This window comes from Enterobacter sp. SA187, from assembly GCF_001888805.2.
GTDB lineage: Bacteria > Pseudomonadota > Gammaproteobacteria > Enterobacterales > Enterobacteriaceae > Enterobacter_D.
On record NZ_CP019113.1, the window covers coordinates 3,020,452 to 3,041,482 of the forward strand.

Sequence of the window (21,031 nt, forward strand, 5' to 3'; positions counted from 1 at the left end):
GTTCAGGGGGCGGTAAAGGGCAGCTCGTGAATATCCATGATCCCCGCCATCAGCGGCTTGCAGAGAATTTTATAGCCATCCTGATCGAAACCGGCAGGCGTTTTCAGCAGTGACGACGCCTCGTCCAGGGAATTGACCGAGCCCAACCAGAACCAGTTGTGAATAATATGATACTGGGTCATTTCACCGCTGCTTTCCCGCAGCGCCACCGGGCCGCGCCACGGCCAGCACACCAGCTGCATGCGGGTCATGGCGTCACGCAGACGCTGATGGTGCGCCTCGACGCTCTCTTTCCCGCAACAGGCGCCCGCGCAGCGATTCAGCGCTGAACGGAAACAGGCGCGACCGCGACTGAGGGATTCCAGCCCGAGCAGGCCGTAGCAGAGTTTGTGCTCATCGGCGATAGATTGCAGGGTTTGCAGCGCAGCGTGTCGATTGGCAAACAGCCCGTACAGCCCCTGCTGCGAAGAAAAATCCACCTCTTTGGCGTAGATCACTTCTGGCTTGTCGCTGTCAAAGCGCAGGGAACAGAGCTGACGGTTGCGGCGCAGGCGTTTATTAAACAACGGCTGCTGTTCTTTAATCAGCCTGGCCTCCAGCAATAACGCGCCTATCTCCCCGGCAGTAAGGATCCAGGTGATACGCCGCGACTGGCGCAGCATGGACGCTTCGTCCGGGGTGCGCAAATGCGACAATACGCGGCTGCGAATATTGATGCTCTTGCCGATATACAGCGGCATGGTGTCGCTGTCGCCATGAAAGAAATAGACGCCGGGATGCTTAGGCAATGCCTCCAGCCACGGGCGCAGATGTTCGGGATATTCATAAATGGCCGCCGCTTCAAAATGCAGGCGCGGGGCTGATTGACGCCTTACCACACATAGACTCCTGATACTGTTTACTTATCCAGTGTAGCAGGCAAATCGTGGCGAAAAAAGAGGCGGCTTGAGCCGCCTGGTGAGATTAAACCCTGATTGTGAGCTTTTGCCGGGTGGCGCTGCGCTTACCCGGCCTACAAATCAAGGAGTTGCTATTTTTTCCAGAAATCGTCAAAAACCGTCACCGGCAGGCGGCGTTTATGTTCGGTTTTCAGATACCAGCCTTCGATGGTACGCGCATGGGTTTCATCAATGGTTTTGCCTTCCAGATAATCGTCGATCATCTCATAGGTGACGCCAAGGGCGACCTCATCCGGCAGGGCAGGGCGATCGTCTTCCAGATCGGCGGTCGGAGCCTTTTTATACAGGTGCTCCGGGCAGTTCAGCTGCGCCAGCAGCTGTTTTCCCTGACGTTTGTTCAGGCGGAACAGCGGGTTGATATCGGTGCCGCCATCGCCATATTTGGTGTAAAAGCCGGTCACGGCTTCCGCCGCATGGTCTGTTCCCACGACCACGCCTTTGGTCATTCCGGCGATGCTGTACTGCGCTTTCATACGCTCACGGGCTTTTTCGTTGCCGCGAATGAAATCGCTTAATTCGATGCCCGCGTCGCGCAGCGCCTGCTCGCTCGCCAGCACTGCCGCTTTAATATTCACCACCAGCACGCGATCCGGCCCGATGAAGTTGATCGCATCCTGACAATCCTTTTCATCCGCCTGTACGCCGTGGGGCAAGCGTACCGCGATAAAGGCGTAGCTTTCGTCGCCGGTTTCCTGGCGCAGCTCGCTGATAGCCATCTGGCTGAGCTTACCGGCGAGCGTCGAATCCTGACCGCCGCTGATGCCCAGCACCAGTGACTTCAGAAAGGGATGCGCTTTAAGATAGGATTTCAAAAAATCCACGCTACGGCGAATTTCTTCTTCTGCATCGATGCGCGGCTTAACGCCCAGCGCCTGAATAATGTCTTGTTGCAGCGTCATGACAACACTCTCCGTCTGTCGCCCTTGAGGGCAGATGTTAAGTAGCAATCTTTTCAAATTAACCCGTTGTGGCTAAAACGACAAGGCGCGACGGCGCAGGGAGCGCAAATAACCACCTTTTGTCTGTCTCTCTTTGTTTTATTAGATTTTTCTTAAAGTTAAGTCAATGTCGTCAGGAGGTTGAAAAAAGTTATTTTATATTCCAGGCTTAGATAACGCGCTGATACACAAGCGGATAACAAGAGGAAGGATCAATATGAACAAGAAACTCGCAGGAATTTTGGGTACCGCGGCCGTAATGACCATGCTGGCAGGTTGTACTGCTTACGATCGTACTAAAGATCAGGTGACCACGCCGGTGGTGAAAGACGTTAAAAAAGGCATGAGCCGTGCGCAGGTAATGCAGGTTGCCGGTAAGCCTTCTTCCGAAGTGACCATGATCCACGCTCGTGGTACCTGCCAGACCTACATTCTGGGTCAACGCAATGGCAAAACAGAAACTTACTTTGTTGCCCTGGACGAAACCGGCCACGTGATGAACTCCGGTTATCAGACCTGTGCGGAATATGATACCGATCCGCAGGCACCGAAGTCCTGATCCCTTTAAGCCTGAGCAAATAAACAAACCGGCCACCGCGCCGGTTTCTTTTTGTCTCAAAATCTTATTTCTTGACGCGAATTATTTGCCGAATTGTGAAGGCTATCATCCTGCCAGGTCAATGAGAGACAATTCGGGTTAGCGACGGATTATCGCCCCCAGGCGGGATGCTGTATATTTTCTTCAACCAGAAACAAAAGTAACTCAAGGGTTCACGAGTTATCCCAGCCACCCACACAGGTCCCCATGCAGGCACACCTGTTGCGGTTGAAACGTAAGGAAGGTTGTGATGGAAAAGAAATACATCTATCTGTTCTGCTCGGCGGGCATGTCCACCTCGCTGCTGGTGTCCAAAATGCGCGCGCAGGCAGAGAAGTATGAGGTGCCGGTGATCATTGATGCATTTCCTGAAACCCTGGCCGGTGAAAAAGGACCCGAGGCCGATGTCGTACTGTTAGGCCCGCAAATCGCCTATATGTTGCCTGAAATTCAACGTCTGTTACCCAATAAACCTGTCGAAGTGATTGATTCCATCCATTACGGCAAAGTGGATGGTCTGGCTGTACTGAAAACTGCTGTCGCCGCCATTAAAAAAGCAGCAAATTAATTTTATTTCTTTTCCCCGTCAAAGAGTTATTTCACTTACTTTCGCCGCAATAGTTTATTGCGGCTTTTAAGGACTTTTCTATGAGCAAAGCAATTGATTCGCTGGAGCAAATGCTGATCCCTTTTGCCGTAAGAATAGGAAAACAACCCCACGTCAATGCAATTAAAAACGGCTTTATCCGCTTAATGCCGTTAACCCTTGCAGGGGCGATGTTTGTATTAATTAACAACGTATTCTTAAGTTTTGGCGAAGGATCGTTTTTTTACTCTTTAGGTATTCGTCTGGATGCCTCAACCATTGAAACGCTGAATGGTTTTAAGGCCATCGGCGGTAATGTTTATAACGGCACTTTAGGCATCATGTCGCTGATGGCACCATTTTTTATTGGTATGGCGCTGGCCGAGGAGCGAAAAGTCGATCCGCTGGCCGCCGGGTTATTAGCTGTCGCCGCCTTTATGACGGTTACGCCTTACAGCGTCGGCGAAGCCTATGCCGTGGGCGCAAACTGGCTGGGCGGGGCCAATATCATTTCCGGTATTATTATCGGGCTGGTGGTGGCGGAGATGTTTACCTTTGTCATCCGCCGCAACTGGATGATCCGTCTGCCGGACAGCGTCCCGGCGTCGGTGTCCCGCTCATTCTCCGCGCTGATCCCAGGCTTTCTGATCCTCTCGGTAATGGGCATTATCGGCTGGGCGCTCACCGCCTGGGGCACCAACTTCCACCAGGTCATTCTCGATTCCGTCTCAAAACCGCTTTCCGCGATGGGCGGCGTGGTCGGTTGGGCCTATGTGATTTTCAACTCGCTGTTATGGTTCTTCGGCGTCCACGGTTCGCTGGCGCTGACGGCGCTGGACAGCGGCATCATGACCCCCTGGGCGCTGGAAAACATGGCGATTTATCAGCAGTACGGCTCCGTTGACGCGGCGCTGGCGGCGGGTAAAACCTTCCACGTCTGGGCCAAGCCGATGCTCGATTCTTACGTGATGCTGGGCGGTTCGGGTGCCACCCTGGGGCTGATCATCGCCATCTTTATCGGTTCCCGCCGCGCGGATTACCGTCAGGTAGGTAAGCTGGCGCTGCCGTCCGGCATCTTCCAGATCAACGAACCTATCCTGTTCGGCCTGCCGATCATCATGAACCCGGTGATGTTCATTCCCTTCGTGCTGGTGCAACCGGTGCTGACCGGCATCATGCTGGCGGCCTACTACACGGGTATTATTCCGCCGGTGACGAACATCGCACCCTGGACAATGCCGACCGGCCTCGGCGCTTTCTTTAACACTAACGGCAGCGTGGCGGCCCTGTTGCTGGCGCTGTTCAACCTCGGTGTCGCAACGCTGATTTACCTGCCGTTCGTAATGGTGGCCAATAAAGCGCAGGCGGCCATTGAGGAAGAAGAGAGCGAAGAAGATATTGCCAACGCCCTGAAATTTTAAGCCTGACGGCGCAGGCTGCCGTTAGCCTGCGCCGGACTGACATGAGGAAGATAAGATGTTTAATCTGGATGATGTTGTGGAAACCGAGCTTGCCACCGATGAACTGGAAGAAGTGGTGATGGGGCTTATCATTAACTCCGGGCAGGCGCGCAGTCTCGCTTATACTGCCCTGAAGCAGGCGAAAGCGGGCGATTTCGCGGCAGCGAAGGAAACCATGGCGCAGTCCCGTACCGCCCTTAACGAAGCGCATCGCGTGCAGACGCAGCTCATTGAAGGCGATCAGGGCGAGGGCCGGATGAAGGTCAGCCTGGTGCTGGTGCATGCGCAGGATCATCTGATGACCTCGATGCTGGCCCGCGAGTTGATTGCCGAATTGATTGAGCTGCACGAAAAAGTGCGCTAATACAGGAGCCAACGCATGATGCAGCCACAAGTGAACGCGATGGAAATCAAAACCGCACGGGAACAGCAGTTGTTCAATGGCCGGAACTTTCACGTCTTCATCTACAATAAAGTGGAGAGCATAAGCGGGCTGCACCAGCACGATTATTACGAATTCACCATCGTGCTGACGGGGCGCTACTATCAGGAGATCAACGGCAAACGCGTGCTGCTTGAGCGGGGCGATTTTGTGTTTATCCCGATGGGATCGCATCATCAGAGCTTCTATGAATTTGGCGCCACGCGCATTCTTAACGTCGGCGTCAGCAGACAGTTTTTTGAACAACACTATCTGCATCTGCTGCCGTTCTGCTTTGTGGCGTCGCAGGTGTATCACGTAAAAAGCGCATTTCTGACATGGATTGAATCGGTGATCGCCTCGCTGAATTTCCGCGATAACGAGTTCAATGAATTTATCGAAGTGGTGACTTTTTATATCGTCAACCGGCTTCGTCACCACCGGGAAGAGGTGGTGCAGGGCGACATTCCGCAGTGGCTTAAAACCACCGTGGAAGAGATGCACGACAAAATGCAGTTTGGCGAAAACGCGCTGGAAAATATGGTGAAATTATCCGGTAAGACGCAGGAGTATTTAACCCGCGCCACCCAGCGCTATTACAGTAAAACCCCGATGCAGATCATCAATGAGATCCGCATTAATTTTGCCAAGAAACAGCTGGAAATCACCAATTACTCAGTCACTGATATTGCTTATGAGTCCGGTTACAGCAGTCCCGGTTTATTTATCAAGACGTTCAAGAAAGTGACGTCCTTTACGCCAGGCAGTTACCGGAAACACCTCACCGTTATTAACTGATTAAGGCACGCCTTTATTTTACGGTCAGTGCGTAAGAGAGATGTTATGAATAAAAAACTGAAAGTCGTCACCATCGGTGGCGGAAGCAGCTACACCCCTGAACTGGTCGACGGATTTATTAAACGTTATCACGAACTGCCGATAGACGAATTATGGCTGGTGGACGTGGAAGACGGCCAGGAAAAGCTGAATATTATTTATGACCTGTGCCAGCGCATGATCCAGAAAGCGGGCGTGCCGATGACGCTGCACAAAACGCTGGATCGCCGTGCGGCATTGCAGGACGCCAGTTTTGTCACCACCCAGCTGCGCGTCGGTCAGCTACAGGCGCGCGAGCTGGATGAACGTATTCCGTTAAGCCATGGCTATCTGGGGCAGGAGACCAACGGCGCGGGCGGTCTGTTCAAAGGGCTGCGTACCATTCCGGTGATTTTTGACATCATCCGCGATGTGGAAGAGATCTGCCCGGACGCGTGGGTGATCAACTTTACCAACCCGGCGGGCATGGTGACGGAAGCGGTCTATCGTCATACCGGCTTTAAGCGCTTTATCGGCGTGTGCAATATTCCCATCGGTATGAAGATGTTTATCCGCGATGTGCTGAGCCTGACTGACGAAGACGAACTGGGTATCGATCTGTTCGGCCTCAACCACATGGTGTTTATCAAGGATGTGCTGGTCAACGGCGAATCGCGCTTTGCGGAACTGCTGGACGGCGTGGCCTCCGGCAGATTAACGGCGAATTCGGTGAAAAACATCTTTGATCTGCCGTTCAGCGAAGGACTGATCCGCTCGCTTAACCTGTTGCCGTGCTCTTATCTGCTGTACTACTTCAAGCAGAAAGAGATGCTGGCCATTGAGATGGGCGAATTCTACAAAGGCGGCGTACGGGCGCAGGTGGTGCAGAAAGTCGAGAAACAGCTGTTTGACCTGTACAAGGATCCGGCGCTGGCAGTGAAACCGAAAGAGCTGGAGCAGCGCGGCGGCGCCTACTATTCCGACGCGGCCTGCGAGGTGATCAACGCTATTTATAACGACAAGCAGGCGGAGCACTACGTTAACGTGCCGCACCACGGGCATATTGATAATATCCCGGCGGACTGGGCCGTGGAGATGACCTGCATCCTCGGCCGGGATGGCGCGAAGCCGCACCCGCGCGTGACGCATTTTGACGACAAGGTGAAGGGGCTGATCCATACCATCAAAGGCTTTGAAATCGCCGCCAGCCAGGCCGCGTTAAGCGGTGAGTTTAACGATGTGCTGCTGGCGTTAAATTTAAGCCCGTTGATCCACTCCGATAAGGACGCGGAAATCCTCGCGCGTGAACTGCTGCTGGCGCATCAGAAATGGCTGCCGCGCTTTGCAAAAACCATTGAAGGCTTTAAACGCTAAGGAGCCAGCCTGTGGAAAGGTTACTGATCGTCAATGCCGATGACTTTGGTCTGTGCAAAGGGCAGAACTACGGCATTGTGGAGGCCTGCTCGCACGGCGTGGTTACGTCGACCACGGCGATGATGAATGCAGAGGCGGTGGAACATGCGGCGGCGCTCAGCCGCGCGCTTCCGCAGCTGGCGGTCGGCATGCATTTTGTGCTGACCCTCGGCAAATCGTTAAGCCCGATGCCGGGGCTGACGCGGGACGGCGTGCTGGGCAAATGGATCTGGGAGATGGCGGAGCAGGACGAGCTGCCGCTGGCGGAGATTGAGCGTGAGCTGGCGTGCCAGTATCAGCGCTTTATTGACTGCTTTGGCCGCAAACCGACGCATATCGACAGCCATCATCATGTGCATATGCTGCCGCCGATCTTCCCGCTGGTGGCCGCCTTTGCCGCGGATAAAGGCGTCGGGCTGCGTATTGACCGCGAGGTGGCGGCGCTTCACGGTCTGCCAGTGAACGCGGCGTGCAGCAGCGAAGGCTATTCCAGCGGCTTTTACGGCGAGGCGATATCGGAGGCGCTGTTTCTTGAGGTGCTGGATGCCTCCGGCGCGCGGGGCGAGCAGTCGCTGGAGATAATGAGCCATCCGGCCTTTGTCGACGACACGCTGCGCGCCAGCAGCTATTGCTGGCCACGTCTGAAAGAGCTGGAGGTGCTGACCTCGCCATCGCTGAAATATGCGATAGCGGAGAGGGGGTATCGGCTGGGATCCTGGCGGGATTTGCCTTAACAGGTTCATGCCCGGCGGCGCAAAGCTTGCCGGGCCTACGGTACAGTAAGTAGGCCGGGTAAGCGCCAGCGCCACCCGGCATTTTTGTATCCCAGAACTGTAGGCCGGGTAAGCGTCAGCGCCACCCGGCACATTCTTTCCGCTACGCCGGGATCTTGCTGATTTTGCCCGCCCGCGACCAGACGCGGTGTCCCGCCAGCTGCATCAGGAAATCATCCATCCACTCCTGCGTGACACTGTCACCTTCGGTGATGCCTTCTTCGCCCTGCGCATCCACCCTCAGCACCGCTTTAAAGGCGCGCGCATCGCCGGCCAGCGCGATCGGCTTCAGGTGCTTATAGGCTTCCAGCAGATAATAGTTAGCGTCGCCATTGTCCAGCAGGCTGGCAGGATTCCCGCCTGGCACCAGCACGCCATCGACGGTCAGCGACGGTGAACCCGCAAAGGTCGCGGCGATCGGCACCTGCGAGCCATCATCCGCCGTCACTTCGCCCATACGCGAATAAAGCAGTTTAGCGTGCACGCCTTTTGCCTGTAAGCCCTGCAACAGGGTATACAACTGGCTGGCGGAGACGGTGTCATTCAGCAGTACCGCCACCACGCGGCCCTTCAGCGTGCCGTCAGGAATGGCATACAGACTCAGCGATGGATCCTTTTTCAGGCCGCTGACATCCTGCGGCGGCGCGATGTTGCGCTGATCGTCGGTCAGGGTGATCCCCAGGTTGTGCGCCACCGCCTGCGCCAGGGTAATGTCGATATGCGCCAGCTGATCCACCACCCGCTCGCGGATATAGGCCCGCGCCACTTTGCCCAGCTCGAAGCTGAAAGCCTCGATAATATGCTGCTGCTCATGAGGCGTCTGGCTCTGCCAGAACAGCCGCGGGTGGGCATAATACTCGCCAAACGAAGGGCTGCGCTCGCGGATCTTATGACCTTCGATACGCTCCTGATATGACTCAAATCCCCCGCGCTGCGGTGCAGGCGGCGTTTCCCGCGGCCAGTTATCGTTAATCGAGTTAGGCTCATAGTTTGCCGGATTAGTGTCGATATCCATGCGGTGCATGCCGTCGCGCTGGAAATTATGATACGGGCAGGTGGGGCGGTTGATGGGGATTTCGTGGAAGTTTGGTCCACCGAGACGGCTAATCTGCGTGTCGGTATAGGAGAACAGCCGTCCCTGCAACAGCGGATCGTTGGTGAAATCCAGCCCCGGCACGATGTGCCCCGGATGGAAAGCTACCTGTTCGTTTTCGCTGAAGAAATTGTCCGGGTTACGGTTAAGCACCATTTTGCCGACGCGCTGCACCGGCACCAGCTCTTCGGGGATCAGTTTGGTGGGATCGAGCAGGTCGAAATCAAATTTGAACTCGTCCTCTTCGGCAATCAGCTGTAGCCCCAGCTCGTATTCAGGGAAATCTCCGGCTTCAATGGCTTCCCACAGCTCACGGCGATGGAAATCCGGATCGCGGCCGGTCAGCTTTTGCGCTTCGTCCCATACCATAGACGCTTTACCTGCCAGCGGTTTCCAGTGGAAACGGACAAAGGTGGCTTTGCCGTCGGCGTTAATCAGGCGGAAGGTATGAATGCCGAAGCCTTCCATGGTGCGATAGCTACGCGGAATACCGCGATCGGACATCGCCCACATCACGTTATGCAGGGTTTCCGGTTGCAGCGAGACATAATCCCAGAAGGTATCATGGGCGCTTTGCCCCTGCGGGATCGCCCAGTGCGGCTCCGGTTTTACCGCATGCACAAAGTCCGGGAATTTATGCGCATCCTGAATAAAGAACACCGGCGTGTTGTTGCCCACCAGATCGAAAATCCCTTCGTCGGTATAAAACTTAGTGGCGAAACCGCGAATATCCCGCACGGTGTCAGCCGATCCTGCGCCACCCTGTACCGTGGAAAAACGCACAAACACCGGCGTGATTTTATCCGGGTCGGCGAGGAAGCTGGCTTTAGTAATGTCGCTTAACGAGCGGTAGGGCTGGAAATAGCCATGCGCCGCCGAGCCGCGGGCGTGCACGATGCGCTCGGGAATACGCTCATGGTCAAAATGGGTGATCTTTTCCCGCAGAATAAAATCTTCCAGCAGCGTTGGCCCGCGCTGACCCGCGCGCAGTGAATTCTGGTCATTGGCAATGCGCACACCCTGATTGGTGGTCAGCGGAAAATTTTCGCCGCCCTTACGGAAGCTTTCCAGCGCCTTGAGTTTTTCATTGGAGGTATCCGGCGCTTTCAGGCTGCCGGGGGCAGTAGGCTGCGCCCCGGGCGGAGTCGGTAACGGATCGGCCTGATGGGAGTTGTCTTCCGGGGCGAGTGAGTCCAGACCGGGACGGGCGGCACGGTCATCGTGGACCGGGGCATGATGATTTTTGGGATGACTATCAGAATGCGACATGGAACAGGTCTCCTGTTTTTGCTGCGGGGTGTTGGCATTGAAACTGGCCGTTTTTACGTCAAATTCTTTCTAACTATAGAACAGCACACGATTTTTTACCCTGGTGCTTCGCAGATAAAAACCCCGCAGGGGCAGGGGAAAAACAGGCAGGGCGCGACGAGGAGGGGGAGTTTCAGCTATGATGGGAGTTGCCTGTTTGTGGAATATGTTTTTAGTGAATCCTGGCTTATGAAATCATTGCGTCAACAAAACCGTCGGATTATCAGCTATGTGCCACGTGTCGAGCCTGCCCCGCCTGACCATGCCTCTAAGGTCGAAGGTTTTCGCGATGTGTGGCTGTTACGCGGGAAATATGTCGCCTTCGTTTTAATCGCCGAGCGTTTTCGTCGTTCGCCGGTCTTCAGCGGGCCGGAAGCCGCCCAGCGCTGGGCCGAACAGATGCGGCAGGAAGGGGAAGTGGATCAGGATTGATACGTCGGGCGGGAAAATACCGCCCGGCAGACTGCGTCGCCGGGCGGTTAAAGCTTAACGATGCGCCAGTTCGGCGTTTTCTTCGCTGTTCAGAATGGTTTTGTCGGTCTGCTTCAGCCACTGGCTGGTGAGCGTACCGGCGGTCATTGAACCGCTGACGTTCAGTGCCGTACGACCCATATCGATCAGTGGCTCGACGGAGATCAGCAGCGCCACCAGCGTGACTGGCAGGCCCATGGCCGGCAGCACGATCAGCGCGGCGAAAGTCGCGCCACCACCCACACCGGCCACGCCCGCAGAGCTGAGGGTGACAATACCGACCAGGGTGGCGATCCACACCGGATCCAGCGGGTTAATGCCTACCGTCGGCGCAACCATCACCGCCAGCATCGCCGGGTACAAACCTGCACAGCCGTTCTGACCGATAGTCGCGCCAAAAGAGGCGGCAAAGCTGGCGATAGATTCCGGCACGCCCAGACGACGGGTCTGCGCTTCCACGTTCAGCGGAATGGACGCGGCGCTGGAGCGGCTGGTGAAGGCGAAGGTCAGTACGGGCCAGACTTTACGGAAGTATTTCATCGGGCTGATGCCGTTCGCACCCAGCAGAATACCATGCACCACAAACATGATCGCCAGACCAAGATAGGACGCCACCACAAAGCTGCCCAGTTTGATGATGTCCTGCAGGTTTGAACCTGCCACCACTTTGGTCATCAGCGCCAGTACACCGTACGGGGTCAGCTGCATCACCAGACGTACCAGCTTCATCACCCAGCTTTGCAGCGTGTCGATGGCGGTCAGCACACGCTGGCCTTTCGGGGCATCATCTTTCAGCAGCTTCAGCGCCGCCACACCGAGGAAGGCCGCGAAGATCACCACGCTGATGATGGAGGTCGGACTTGCGCCGGTCAGATCGGCAAACGGGTTTTTCGGCACGAACGACAGCAGAAGCTGCGGCACGGTCAGATCCGCCACTTTTCCGGCATAATTTGTCTGAATTGCCGCAAGACGCGCGCTTTCCGCGGTGCCCTGCACCAGGCCTTCAGCCGTCAGACCAAACAGGTTGGTCACCAGCACGCCCACCAGCGCTGAAATCAGCGTGGTAAACAGCAGGGTGCCGATAGTCAGGAAGCTGATTTTACCCAGTTGCGAGGCGTTATGCAGACGCGCCACGGCGCTCAGGATAGAGGCGAACACCAGCGGCATCACGATCATTTGCAGCAACTGGACATAGCCATTACCGACGATGTTGAACCACTGAATAGAATCTTTCAGCACCGGATTATCAGCGCCATAGATGGCCTGTAAGGCAAAACCAAAGACCACGCCGATCACCAGACCGACCAGCACTTTTTTAGCCAGGCTCCACTGTTTGTGGCGGGTTTGCGCCAGCAGGAACAGCAAAGCCACGAACACCACGATGTTCGCGATTAATGGAAAATTCATCCCCAATCTCCTGATGTGTTTTTATTTCAGGCGTCAGTACACCTGTCTTGTTGGCGGAAGAGTAGCAGAAGTGTGATGTGGCGCTTATATCCAAATGGAATGGGTTATATTCAAACGCATAAATTCGTGGGTTTATTGACCAATCTGCTCATGAATAAAGCGGTTGTACTGCATTTGCAGGGTATTGATCATCTGCGATGACCAGCGCACTGCACTGTTTTCGGTCATCGTCTGCGGCATAAACACCGCCCAGGTGAACAGCGCCATACAGAGCACGCGCTCAAGTTGATTGCCTTTCTGGGGCATCAGGATCGGCACGCGGAACCGCCAGCGGCACGGCCACAACAGCGGCACACCCGCAGGCGTCAGCATATCGGCAAGGATATGGCTCAGATAACCCAGCACCAGCCCCTGTAAGGCATCGGCGGGCACCAGCCAGCTGTCGGGCACTTTCAGCATAAATAGCGTCAGGGCGATAAATACCGCCAGCAGACTGTGCGTAAAGCCCCGGTGACCGAAGGCGCGGGCTATGGGTTTTGAGATCCATTTCAGCCGCTGGCCTAAAAAAGATTTCGGGTGATCGATATCCGGCAGCAGACAGGTGAGAATAGCTGACGGAACAATATGCCACCAGTCCCCCTGCGCGAGCACAGGGGTCAGCTCGGCGTTTTTGGCAAACACCGCGCAGGCTATCGAAAAAAGGAGGTGACCTTCCGCCGTCATGATTGCACTCGCTAAACTGTCGAAGTATACAGTATAGGGTTTTTATACAGTAGGCGGAAGAGGTGACGGTGTAACTGTTTATCTCAGTGGATGACTAACGCGCCAGCCAGCCGCCGTCCACTGCCAGCGTATAGCCATTAATGTAATCCGAGGCGCGTGATGCCAGAAATACCGCCGGGCCTTTCAGATCTTCAGGCGTGCCCCAGCGCGCGGCAGGAATACGGTTGATGATCTCTTCGCTGCGCCGGGCATCGTCCCGTAATTGCTGCGTATTGTTGGTCGCCATGTAGCCTGGCGCAATGGCATTAACGTTAATGTTGTGCGTCGCCCATTCGTTCGCCAGCAGGCGCGTCAGGCCGAGCACGCCGCTTTTCGAGGCGGTATAAGAGGGCACGCGGATACCGCCCTGGAAAGAGAGCATCGAGGCGATGTTAATGATTTTTCCGCCGCCGCCCTGGGCAATAAATTGTCGCGCCACCGCCTGACAGAGAAAAAAGGTGGCTTTCAGGTTAAGGTTAATGACGTCATCCCAGTCCTGCTCGCTGAAGTTCAGCGCATCCGCCCGGCGGATCGTGCCGGCATTATTGACCAGAATATCGAGGCGCCCCATCCGGCTTACCACTTCCTGCACCAGCGCATCATAAGACGCCTGCTGGCTCAGATCGGCCTGGATCGCCGTAAAACGACGTCCCAGCGCGGTCACTTTCTGTTCTGTTTCATGCGGATATTTGCGGTTAATGCCGACAATGTCACAGCCCGCTTCCGCCAGCCCCAGGCTCATCCCTTGTCCCAGCCCCGTGTCACAGCCGGTGACGATGGCAACTTTACCGCTTAAATTGAAGGCATCCAGTATCATACTCACCCCGATTGCTCTGATGTGTGCAGGCAGGCGCGCCTGATGGTGTTGAGCATAGAAGGAAGGGATTTGAAAAACAAATTAAAGTGAAATGATGTTTCAGTTTAATTGACGCGGGTAACAAAAGGGGGCCTGTTACCCGCAAAAAGCTTATCCGCGCAGATGCGAAACGGTCAGTTCCGCCAGGGAGTGAAGCTTCACATCGGCAAGGGCGTAACGGGGATCGTTCTGGTTGGCTTCTTCCGGCACCACGACAGAACGCATACGCGCGGCTTTCGAGGCGATCATACCGTTAACCGAATCTTCCAGCGCCACACAGGTCAGGGGATCCACCCCCAGCTTCGCGGCGCAATCAAGATAAACCTGCGGGTGCGGTTTACTGTACGGCAGCGTCCCGGCGGAGGCGAGGGCATCGAAGTAATCAGTCAGCTCAAACATGGCGAGCACTTTTTCCAGCATGTGCAGCGGTGAAGCCGAAGCCAGGCCTATTTTCAACCCCTGCGCCTTACACAGCGTCAGTGCTTCACGCACGCCTGGCAGCAGCGGACGCTTTTCTTCCACCAGCGACAGCGAGCGGGCGATGATCCGTTCAGTCACTTCCCCGCGATCCGGGCCGTTCCACGGCTGCTGGGCATACCACAGATCCACCACCATATCGATGCGCAGACCGAGCGTATCGGGCAGTTCATTACGGCGGGTGATATCCACGCCCAGGCTTGCCATGACCTCCAGTTCAGCACGATCCCACAGGGGTTCTGAGTCGATGAGTAATCCGTCCATATCGAAAATAGCAGCAAGAATTTGACGCGGCGTAGACATTAAAACCTCTCCTTATTGGGGCGGGTATCAGGCCATTATGGCCTACTCCCTATGATAACGCCTCTAAAGAACAGGCGAAAATGAATATGAGCGGGTAAACTTAGGCGCAAATGGAACGTCTTTAACAAGGGGAATACATGACGTATCAACAAGCTGGACGCATTGCCGTGCTCAAACGCGTGATGGGATGGGTAATTTTCATCCCGGCCTTTATTTCTACTCTGATCTCCGTACTGAAGTTTATGTACGAGCACAGCGAAAAGCAGCCCGGCATCAGCGCGGTGATGCAGGATTTCGCCCATGTGATGATCGAGATGATGCGTTTTAACACGCCGTTCCTGAATTTCTTCTGGTACAACTCGCCGCTGCCGGATTTTCACCAGCAGCTGAATATTGGCTTCTGGATCATTTATGCGCTGATTTTTATCGGCCTGGCGTTACAGGCCTCAGGCGCGCGCATGAGCCGTCAGGCACGTTTTCTGCGTGAGAACGTAGAAGATATGACGATTCTGGAAAACGCCAAAGGCGCAGACGGTCTGTACCGCGAGCAGATCGAAGCGCGGATCGTGGTGCCGAATCATTCAATATTCCGCCAGATTTTCACCCTCTATATTTTGCCGGTAATTATTATCGTGCTCGGCTATCTGTTCTTTTCGCTGCTGGGTTTTCTTTGACGCTTGCGGGTATTGCCGGGTGGCGCTATCGCTTACCCGGCCTACGTAAACTACGCCGTCATATAGGCCGGGTAAGCGCAGCGCCACCCGGCGATGGCACTCACTTTTACGCCGCAAGGACACGATCCAGCGCTTTCTGCGCCGTCGCCAGATGCGGTCCGCCAAATAATATCGCGCGGTTAAACAGCGTATAGAGCTGATAGAGCGGCTGGCGGTCGAGGAATCCGGCGGGCAGGGGCGATACGGACTGATAACCGTCGTAGATCTGCGGCGGTTGATCCGGATGCAGGGGCAGCATCGCCAGATCGCACTCACGATCGCCCCAGTAACAGGCGGGATCGTAAATAAAGGGGCCGTCCGGACCAAGCGCGCAGTTGCCGGACCACAGATCGCCATGCAGCAGCGCGGCCTGCGGCTGGTGCGACGCCAGACGCTGTTTTACATGCTCAACGATGGCGTCGATATTGCCGAACTCCAGCCCTTTTTCCGCGGCCAGCTCCAGCTGCCAGCCGATACGCTGTTCGGCAAAAAACGTTGACCAGCGTCGCTGCCAGGCGTTGGGCTGCGGCGTGGTGGAAAGGTCATTATCAAAGTCCAGACCGAACTGCGGCTGATCGCTCCACTGATGCAGACGGGCAAGCTGTTGTCCCAGCAAAAACGCGTTATGCGCATCCAGCGGGCGGGCGGGGAGATAATCCATCACCAGAAAACAGTAATCGCGATCCGCGCCAACGGCCCGGACAGGGGGAACGCTGACGGTCTGGCTGCGGGAGAGCAGTTCAAGCTGATCGGCTTCTGCCGTAAAGATGGGTAACAGTTCGCGGCTGTCGCATTTAACAAAAAAATCGCGTCCTGCGTAGCGCATATGCCAGGCGGCGTGGATCTCACCGCCCGGCAGTTCGTGCCGGAATTCGATTTCACCCTCGCCAAAGGATTCACTCAACAGACGACTTATCGCTTGCCACATGATGTCTCTCCCCATGTTATCTGTCAGATCATAAGGTTAGCGCACTGATGCGGAACAAAATAAGAACTAACGCACACCTGAGCCGCCTGCTGTGTGCAATGGCACTTATTGTGCTTTTTGCTGCTCTGTTTGCCACGTTTCCCAGCGGGAAACGGTAATTTCCGGCTGTTTATCCAGCGCGCTTTCCGCCAGAGCAGCGGACTGCGCTTTGACTTCCTCTTCACTCATGGCGGTGATCAGACCAAAAGTGTTGGTGCCGAGTTCATGTACCTTGCCATCATCGTCGGTCAGCGTCAGTAAAAATCCGGCGCGCGTGAAATGGTTGTTCAGTTCGTTAATTTCACTCAGATTGTCTTCGTGAAATTTGATCGTAACCACATAGCGCGTAATGTCACCACTGCTCATCGTTCACCTCGTTGTTATCCTGAAAGTTTTTTTAGCATAGTCGACGTGAGGAATTTGGCGACCACAGGAATGGATGATTTCCCCCGCCAGGCGGCAGGGGAAAGGGGTATTAATGACGAACCAGATAATCGTAGATTTTTTGCGTGTCCTCATGGCCGCACAGACGCGTACCCTGATTAATGGTCGCCGCGCTGCCTGCCGCCACGCCAAAACGCACCATTTCCGTTAAAGAAGCGCCTTCCGCCAGCTTCAGGGTCATGGCGCCGACCATGCTGTCACCGGCGCCCACGGTGCTTTGGCTTTTCATCGGCGGCGGCACCACATGCACGCACTCGCTGCCATCAACGCCCAGCGCGCCCTGAGGCCCCAGCGAAACCACCACGCGACGGACTTTGCCGCTGTTCACCAGCTCCTGCGCCGCTTTGCGCACGTCATCCGGCTGGGTGAGCGGGCGATTTACCAGCGCGCTCAGCTCTTTCTGGTTAGGCTTCACCAGTTCAATGTTGCCAATCTCCAGCGCGGCGGTCAGGGCATCGCCGGAGCTGTCGATAATGCAGCGGATACCCTGCTGCTGGGCGGCTTTAATCAACTGCACCCAGGCCTCCAGTTGCACGCCGGGGGGCAGGCTGCCGCTTAAAACCAGCAGCGCGCCGCTCTCAATAGCCAGCACTTTTTCTTCCAGTTTGCGGAATTCATCGGCGCTGAGCGCAGCGCCCGGCATCACAAATCGGTACTGCTCGCCACTGGCCTCAACATGCACATGCAGGTTCTGACGGGTCCAGTCCTGGGTTTCAACGCTCTGTGTCGGGACGTTTTCATCTGCCAGCAGAGCGGTAAGATGTTCGCCGGTCGCGCCGCCGGCCGGGAAAATGGCCGTGGCTTTGCCGCCCAGATGGGTAATGGCGCGGGCAACGTTAATTCCGCCGCCGCCCGGCTCAAATACCGGTGCAGTACAACGGAGTTTACCTTCGGGATAAATTTGCGGCGTTAAGGTCGCGCTGTCCAGCGACGGGGCAAGCGTTAATGTATAGATGCGGGTCATCTTTACCTCCTTTTAGCGTGAATCTTTTAAGCCTGGCACCGTTCCGGCAGATAGCAACGTAAATAAACGTATGATTTATCTTGTGAAGTTGAATTTAATTTGCGTCAGGTTGATATACACTTAATGCCGGTTTGAGAGCTCTCTTATTCAAAAAATGAAATAAGAATTCATTGCTATGTTAATTGAGCCTTTTTATAATTTGTTACCTTTCTCAGGACGGTTACGCGTTGATCCTGATGTAAGTTTCCGGGACCGTGATGGTCTCTTTTTTTGTTGTACGGACTCTTTATAAATGAAGCTTTTAAAGACAGTACCCGCAGTTGTTATGCTTGCGGGAGGCGTGCTTGCGTCACTGAATGCTGCCGCAGATGATACCGTTTTTACTGTCATGGATGACCCCTCCACTGCACAGAAACCCTTTGAAGGTAATCTGAACGCAGGCTACCTGGCCCAGTCAGGTAACACCAAGAGTTCCTCGCTGACCGCTGACTCCACCCTGACCTGGTACGGCAATACCACCGCCTGGTCCCTGTGGGGCAACGCCAGCAACACCTCTTCGAATGACGAGCGCTCGTCTGAGAAATATGCGGTGGGCGGACGCTCGCGCTTCAACGTGACCGATGCGGATTACCTGTTTGGCCAGGCCAGCTGGTTGACCGACCGTTACAACGGTTATCGTCAGCGTGATATCCTCACCGCTGGTTATGGTCGCCAGTTCCTGAATGGTCCGGTGCACAGCCTGCGTTTTGAATTCGGTCCGGGCGTACGTTATGACGAGTACACCGACGGCGACAACAAAACACAGCCGCTGGGTTATGCCTCAGGAACTTATGCCTGGCAGATGACAGATAACACTAAGTTCACGCAGGGTGTTTCGGTATTTGGCGCTGATGATACGACGCTGAACTCTGAAACCGCGCTGAATGTGGCTATTAACGAACACTTTGGCCTGAAGGTGGCATATAACGTTACCTGGAACTCTGAGCCACCGGCCTCCGCGCCGGAGCACACCGATCGTCGTACGGTCGTGTCGTTAGGTTATAAGATGTAATTGATTTTGGGCCGAAATTTTCGGCCCGCTTTATATATTTCAGATTAATTAATGACGCGCTTAAAATATCAATATGCGGTTTTAGCTTATTAAAAATTATGTTTCTCCATAATTTCTCCTCATTTATCTCTTCGGACACACATTCAATTTATTTGACAAGATTTGATAAATTATTCGACTGTTCAAAAGTGTGATCCAGCTCTAAACTTACTGTCATGGGTCAATAATGCCCAACCAGACGTACGGTATTAAGTTAAAAAGAGAAGAATCATTATGAAAACATTTAAAACTATCGCAGCAGCAGCGGTGCTTTCAGCCCTGTCCTTTGGCGTTTTCGCTGCTGACAGCGCGTATACACCTGCCAGTGACACCACCAAACCCTCGACTACTTTCCAGGCGAAAGATATCGAAGCCGGTTCTAACATTCAGCCAGGCGCACCGTCTACCGGCCGTTCCGCCGATGATGCTTTTAATGTTAAAACGCTGGTGGCCGGAGAGTGGTATTAATCCGCTTCCCGCTTTCGTTATTAACTTCGCTTATTACGATTAAAAAACCGGATTACGACGTACCGGTTTTTTTATGTACGTAATAAGGTCAGCAAATTCTCCGGCAGCTGATTCGCAATCTTCAACACCGCGTTCTGACTCTCCTGCAAAATCTGCGCTTTAATTTGCTTACTGGTTTCCAGCGCGTAGTCTGCATCCATAATACGACTCTGAGCCGTTTGGGTGGAGAGCGTCTGTTGTGACAATACCGATTTGGCTGAATCAAAGCGGTTCATCCAGGCCCCGTACTGCGCGCGATAGCCGCTTACCTTTGCCAGCGCGTTATCAAGCGCGCCCATGGCGCTACTGGCTGACTGCGCCGAACTCAGGCTGGTGTCGCGAATGCCCAGCGTTTTGGTGTCGGCTGGCGTGGCGGTCATGGTCATTGCCTGAATATCATCGCCAAAATTGGCGCTGGTGATCACCTCCATCGGACCACTCTTTTTCGGCGGTGTGGCAGGGGTGATGGTCGGCGCAGGCAGATTTCCCCAGGTCAGGTTGCTGGTAAAGGAACCGCTGCCAACGATCACCACGATCAGGTCTTCACTGACGTTATCGATGGTCAGGCGCTCAAGGCGGTTGGTGCCATTCGAGCCGTCGTTGTACGCGCCCATGCCCCGGTCTTCATAACGATCGCCATCGCCACTGTAGGTGATGGTCATGCCGTTATAATTCAGCGTCGCGCTGCCGTTGAGGTTCCAGGCCGCGCCGCCTTCGATAAGCTGGCTGTCGTCATACGTTGCGCCGCTCTGAAAACCGTTGGCCGCGGTCAGCAATTTACTGTCGGCTTTCGCCGCATCGGTGATGCCGCGGCTGACCCAGGTATAATCCGGATCCGGCCCGGTAAAGGGCGTGCCCGCCAGATGCTTGCCATCACGGGTAAACAGCTGAATGTCATCGTCCAGACCGAGGGAGTCGATGGTCAGATTGATATTGGTCGAACCCGCGGGTAAATAAGCCAGCGGTACCACCCCTGAGCTAAAGGTATAATTGCTACCGGCAACGGGAAATTTACTGCTGATCGGCGCCACGTCGCCAATCAGGGCAGGGGGCAGTTCCGGGTTCGCCGTAGCCAGCGGGTATTTACCAAAAATTTCCGTTTGTTCGGAAAGATCGTTGATCCCGGCCAGAATACTTTCATATTCATTCTGGATGCTGCTCCGGTCGCTTTCAGACAGTGTGTCATTAACGGACTGAATGGCAAGACTTTTAGCGCGGATCAAAAGATTTGCCACCGACCCGAGGCTTCCGTCTGCGGTTTGTGCAAGACTGGTCGCGTCATCCAGCCCACGGGAAATCACCGTGTCGGCATTAATGTTCGAGCGCATTCTGTTGGTAATAGCAAGCCCGGCCGCGTCATCCATGGCTGAATTGATGCGTAATCCTGACGACAGCCTGGCAATGGTTTGCGAAAGGAGCGATGTGGTGCTTTGCCTCGCAACCAGATTCAGCCCGGCGATCGCATTATGATTAATAGCTTGCATGTGCGTTTCTTAACGATTCTCTTGGCCCCGGATAACCTGGTCATCGGCAAAATACGCCATGACTTTAATGCAAATCTTCAGTATTGCTGGCGTTCTTCACAGGTATCCGGGCAAGAATAAGTCTAAAATTTCGACATACCAGACACTTAGCCGAAGCCAGCGAATTTTATGTAAAGCCGGAATTTACATAAGCGCTGTGAATGAGTCGCCCGTAGCTTCAC

Annotated in this window: 22 protein-coding genes; 11 read left to right on the top strand and 11 right to left on the bottom strand. The window is 54.8% G+C overall.

Features of this window, described 5'->3' with window-relative positions:
• Positions 1-2: 2 nt before the first annotated feature.
• Positions 3-878 carry an excinuclease Cho gene (cho, locus tag BMF08_RS14425; RefSeq protein ID WP_072568244.1) on the bottom strand — a complete coding sequence of 292 codons (876 nt, stop codon included), beginning with the start codon at positions 876-878 and terminating at the stop codon, positions 3-5.
• A gap of 152 nt (positions 879-1,030) precedes the next feature.
• Entirely contained in the window at positions 1,031-1,858 is an 828-nt protein-coding gene (nadE, locus tag BMF08_RS14430; protein ID WP_072568245.1) for an ammonia-dependent NAD(+) synthetase, read from the bottom strand.
• A gap of 256 nt (positions 1,859-2,114) precedes the next feature.
• Between nadE and osmE the strand changes: the two genes are divergently transcribed.
• From osmE to chbG, 7 genes are all read left to right on the top strand, one after another.
• On the top strand, positions 2,115-2,456 hold the full coding sequence (gene osmE / locus BMF08_RS14435; protein WP_072568246.1) for an osmotically-inducible lipoprotein OsmE: 342 nt from the start codon (positions 2,115-2,117) through the stop codon (positions 2,454-2,456).
• A 289-nt stretch (positions 2,457-2,745) separates the two neighbouring features.
• Entirely contained in the window at positions 2,746-3,063 is a 318-nt protein-coding gene (locus BMF08_RS14440) for a PTS sugar transporter subunit IIB (protein ID WP_072568247.1), read from the top strand.
• An 80-nt stretch (positions 3,064-3,143) separates the two neighbouring features.
• A complete protein-coding gene (chbC, locus tag BMF08_RS14445) occupies positions 3,144-4,502 on the top strand; it encodes a PTS N,N'-diacetylchitobiose transporter subunit IIC (RefSeq protein ID WP_072568248.1) in 1,359 nt (452 codons plus the stop codon).
• 55 nt (positions 4,503-4,557) lie between these two features.
• On the top strand, positions 4,558-4,905 hold the full coding sequence (gene chbA / locus BMF08_RS14450) for a PTS N,N'-diacetylchitobiose transporter subunit IIA (protein ID WP_072568249.1): 348 nt from the start codon (positions 4,558-4,560) through the stop codon (positions 4,903-4,905).
• A 15-nt stretch (positions 4,906-4,920) separates the two neighbouring features.
• Positions 4,921-5,760: a transcriptional regulator ChbR gene (chbR, locus tag BMF08_RS14455; RefSeq protein ID WP_099458763.1), complete on the top strand. Its 840-nt coding sequence runs from the start codon at positions 4,921-4,923 to the stop codon at positions 5,758-5,760.
• Positions 5,761-5,805: 45 nt separating this feature from the next.
• Entirely contained in the window at positions 5,806-7,152 is a 1,347-nt protein-coding gene (locus BMF08_RS14460; RefSeq protein ID WP_072568250.1) for a 6-phospho-beta-glucosidase, read from the top strand.
• 11 nt (positions 7,153-7,163) lie between these two features.
• Positions 7,164-7,925 carry a chitin disaccharide deacetylase gene (gene chbG / locus BMF08_RS14465; RefSeq protein WP_072568251.1) on the top strand — a complete coding sequence of 254 codons (762 nt, stop codon included), beginning with the start codon at positions 7,164-7,166 and terminating at the stop codon, positions 7,923-7,925.
• Between the two features lie 142 nt (positions 7,926-8,067).
• Here chbG and katE read toward each other — a convergent pair whose 3' ends face one another.
• Positions 8,068-10,326, bottom strand: a complete 2,259-nt coding sequence (gene katE, locus BMF08_RS14470; protein WP_072568252.1) for a catalase HPII — start codon at positions 10,324-10,326, stop codon at positions 8,068-8,070.
• Positions 10,327-10,554: 228 nt separating this feature from the next.
• On the opposite strand from katE, the gene cedA reads away from it, so the two are divergent.
• Positions 10,555-10,797: a cell division activator CedA gene (gene cedA, locus BMF08_RS14475; RefSeq protein ID WP_072568253.1), complete on the top strand. Its 243-nt coding sequence runs from the start codon at positions 10,555-10,557 to the stop codon at positions 10,795-10,797.
• 54 nt (positions 10,798-10,851) lie between these two features.
• On the opposite strand, the gene BMF08_RS14480 is transcribed toward cedA, so the two are convergent.
• The 4 genes from BMF08_RS14480 to hxpB form a co-directional block, all read right to left on the bottom strand.
• The gene (locus BMF08_RS14480) at positions 10,852-12,243 is read right to left on the bottom strand and encodes an L-cystine transporter (RefSeq protein WP_072568254.1); all 1,392 of its coding nucleotides are present in this window, start codon (positions 12,241-12,243) and stop codon (positions 10,852-10,854) included.
• 132 nt (positions 12,244-12,375) lie between these two features.
• Positions 12,376-12,966, bottom strand: a complete 591-nt coding sequence (locus BMF08_RS14485; RefSeq protein WP_072568255.1) for a metal-dependent hydrolase — start codon at positions 12,964-12,966, stop codon at positions 12,376-12,378.
• Between the two features lie 94 nt (positions 12,967-13,060).
• Positions 13,061-13,822 carry a 2-dehydro-3-deoxy-D-gluconate 5-dehydrogenase KduD gene (kduD, locus tag BMF08_RS14490; RefSeq protein ID WP_072568256.1) on the bottom strand — a complete coding sequence of 254 codons (762 nt, stop codon included), beginning with the start codon at positions 13,820-13,822 and terminating at the stop codon, positions 13,061-13,063.
• 150 nt (positions 13,823-13,972) lie between these two features.
• A complete protein-coding gene (gene hxpB / locus BMF08_RS14495) occupies positions 13,973-14,641 on the bottom strand; it encodes a hexitol phosphatase HxpB (RefSeq protein WP_072568257.1) in 669 nt (222 codons plus the stop codon).
• A gap of 137 nt (positions 14,642-14,778) precedes the next feature.
• On the opposite strand from hxpB, the gene BMF08_RS14500 reads away from it, so the two are divergent.
• Positions 14,779-15,315, top strand: coding sequence for a YniB family protein (locus BMF08_RS14500; RefSeq protein WP_072568258.1), 537 nt, complete (start codon positions 14,779-14,781; stop codon positions 15,313-15,315).
• Between the two features lie 106 nt (positions 15,316-15,421).
• On the opposite strand, the gene BMF08_RS14505 is transcribed toward BMF08_RS14500, so the two are convergent.
• The 3 genes from BMF08_RS14505 to pfkB form a co-directional block, all read right to left on the bottom strand.
• Positions 15,422-16,282 (bottom strand): fructosamine kinase family protein, encoded by an 861-nt coding sequence (locus tag BMF08_RS14505; protein WP_072568259.1) that lies wholly within the window; start codon positions 16,280-16,282, stop codon positions 15,422-15,424.
• 105 nt (positions 16,283-16,387) lie between these two features.
• Complete coding sequence (gene ghoS, locus BMF08_RS14510) at positions 16,388-16,687, bottom strand: type V toxin-antitoxin system endoribonuclease antitoxin GhoS (RefSeq protein WP_072568260.1); 300 nt, start codon at positions 16,685-16,687, stop codon at positions 16,388-16,390.
• Positions 16,688-16,796: 109 nt separating this feature from the next.
• A complete protein-coding gene (pfkB, locus tag BMF08_RS14515; RefSeq protein WP_072568261.1) occupies positions 16,797-17,729 on the bottom strand; it encodes a 6-phosphofructokinase II in 933 nt (310 codons plus the stop codon).
• A 292-nt stretch (positions 17,730-18,021) separates the two neighbouring features.
• Here pfkB and BMF08_RS14520 point away from each other — a divergent pair, with 292 nt between their 5' ends.
• Together BMF08_RS14520 and BMF08_RS14525 are read left to right on the top strand one after the other, a co-directional pair.
• Positions 18,022-18,780 carry a DUF481 domain-containing protein gene (locus BMF08_RS14520; protein WP_072568262.1) on the top strand — a complete coding sequence of 253 codons (759 nt, stop codon included), beginning with the start codon at positions 18,022-18,024 and terminating at the stop codon, positions 18,778-18,780.
• 273 nt (positions 18,781-19,053) lie between these two features.
• Positions 19,054-19,287 (top strand): hypothetical protein, encoded by a 234-nt coding sequence (locus BMF08_RS14525; RefSeq protein WP_072568263.1) that lies wholly within the window; start codon positions 19,054-19,056, stop codon positions 19,285-19,287.
• A 71-nt stretch (positions 19,288-19,358) separates the two neighbouring features.
• Here BMF08_RS14525 and BMF08_RS14530 read toward each other — a convergent pair whose 3' ends face one another.
• Positions 19,359-20,810: a flagellin N-terminal helical domain-containing protein gene (locus BMF08_RS14530; RefSeq protein WP_072568264.1), complete on the bottom strand. Its 1,452-nt coding sequence runs from the start codon at positions 20,808-20,810 to the stop codon at positions 19,359-19,361.
• Positions 20,811-21,031 lie beyond the last annotated feature (221 nt).

Excerpts from the sequence above, each read along its gene's own strand:
- nadE (WP_072568245.1), bottom strand. The coding sequence starts at position 1,858 with ATGACGCTGCAACAAGACATTATTCAGGCGCTGGGCGTTAAGCCGCGC.
- osmE (WP_072568246.1), top strand. The coding sequence starts at position 2,115 with ATGAACAAGAAACTCGCAGGAATTTTGGGTACCGCGGCCGTAATGACC.
- BMF08_RS14440 (WP_072568247.1), top strand. The coding sequence starts at position 2,746 with ATGGAAAAGAAATACATCTATCTGTTCTGCTCGGCGGGCATGTCCACC.
- chbC (WP_072568248.1), top strand. The coding sequence starts at position 3,144 with ATGAGCAAAGCAATTGATTCGCTGGAGCAAATGCTGATCCCTTTTGCC.
- chbA (WP_072568249.1), top strand. The coding sequence starts at position 4,558 with ATGTTTAATCTGGATGATGTTGTGGAAACCGAGCTTGCCACCGATGAA.
- chbR (WP_099458763.1), top strand. The coding sequence starts at position 4,921 with ATGATGCAGCCACAAGTGAACGCGATGGAAATCAAAACCGCACGGGAA.
- BMF08_RS14460 (WP_072568250.1), top strand. The coding sequence starts at position 5,806 with ATGAATAAAAAACTGAAAGTCGTCACCATCGGTGGCGGAAGCAGCTAC.
- katE (WP_072568252.1), bottom strand. The coding sequence starts at position 10,326 with ATGTCGCATTCTGATAGTCATCCCAAAAATCATCATGCCCCGGTCCAC.
- cedA (WP_072568253.1), top strand. The coding sequence starts at position 10,555 with ATGAAATCATTGCGTCAACAAAACCGTCGGATTATCAGCTATGTGCCA.
- BMF08_RS14480 (WP_072568254.1), bottom strand. The coding sequence starts at position 12,243 with ATGAATTTTCCATTAATCGCGAACATCGTGGTGTTCGTGGCTTTGCTG.
- BMF08_RS14485 (WP_072568255.1), bottom strand. The coding sequence starts at position 12,966 with ATGACGGCGGAAGGTCACCTCCTTTTTTCGATAGCCTGCGCGGTGTTT.
- kduD (WP_072568256.1), bottom strand. The coding sequence starts at position 13,822 with ATGATACTGGATGCCTTCAATTTAAGCGGTAAAGTTGCCATCGTCACC.
- hxpB (WP_072568257.1), bottom strand. The coding sequence starts at position 14,641 with ATGTCTACGCCGCGTCAAATTCTTGCTGCTATTTTCGATATGGACGGA.
- BMF08_RS14500 (WP_072568258.1), top strand. The coding sequence starts at position 14,779 with ATGACGTATCAACAAGCTGGACGCATTGCCGTGCTCAAACGCGTGATG.
- BMF08_RS14505 (WP_072568259.1), bottom strand. The coding sequence starts at position 16,282 with ATGTGGCAAGCGATAAGTCGTCTGTTGAGTGAATCCTTTGGCGAGGGT.
- ghoS (WP_072568260.1), bottom strand. The coding sequence starts at position 16,687 with ATGAGCAGTGGTGACATTACGCGCTATGTGGTTACGATCAAATTTCAC.
- pfkB (WP_072568261.1), bottom strand. The coding sequence starts at position 17,729 with ATGACCCGCATCTATACATTAACGCTTGCCCCGTCGCTGGACAGCGCG.
- BMF08_RS14520 (WP_072568262.1), top strand. The coding sequence starts at position 18,022 with ATGAAGCTTTTAAAGACAGTACCCGCAGTTGTTATGCTTGCGGGAGGC.
- BMF08_RS14525 (WP_072568263.1), top strand. The coding sequence starts at position 19,054 with ATGAAAACATTTAAAACTATCGCAGCAGCAGCGGTGCTTTCAGCCCTG.
- BMF08_RS14530 (WP_072568264.1), bottom strand. The coding sequence starts at position 20,810 with ATGCAAGCTATTAATCATAATGCGATCGCCGGGCTGAATCTGGTTGCG.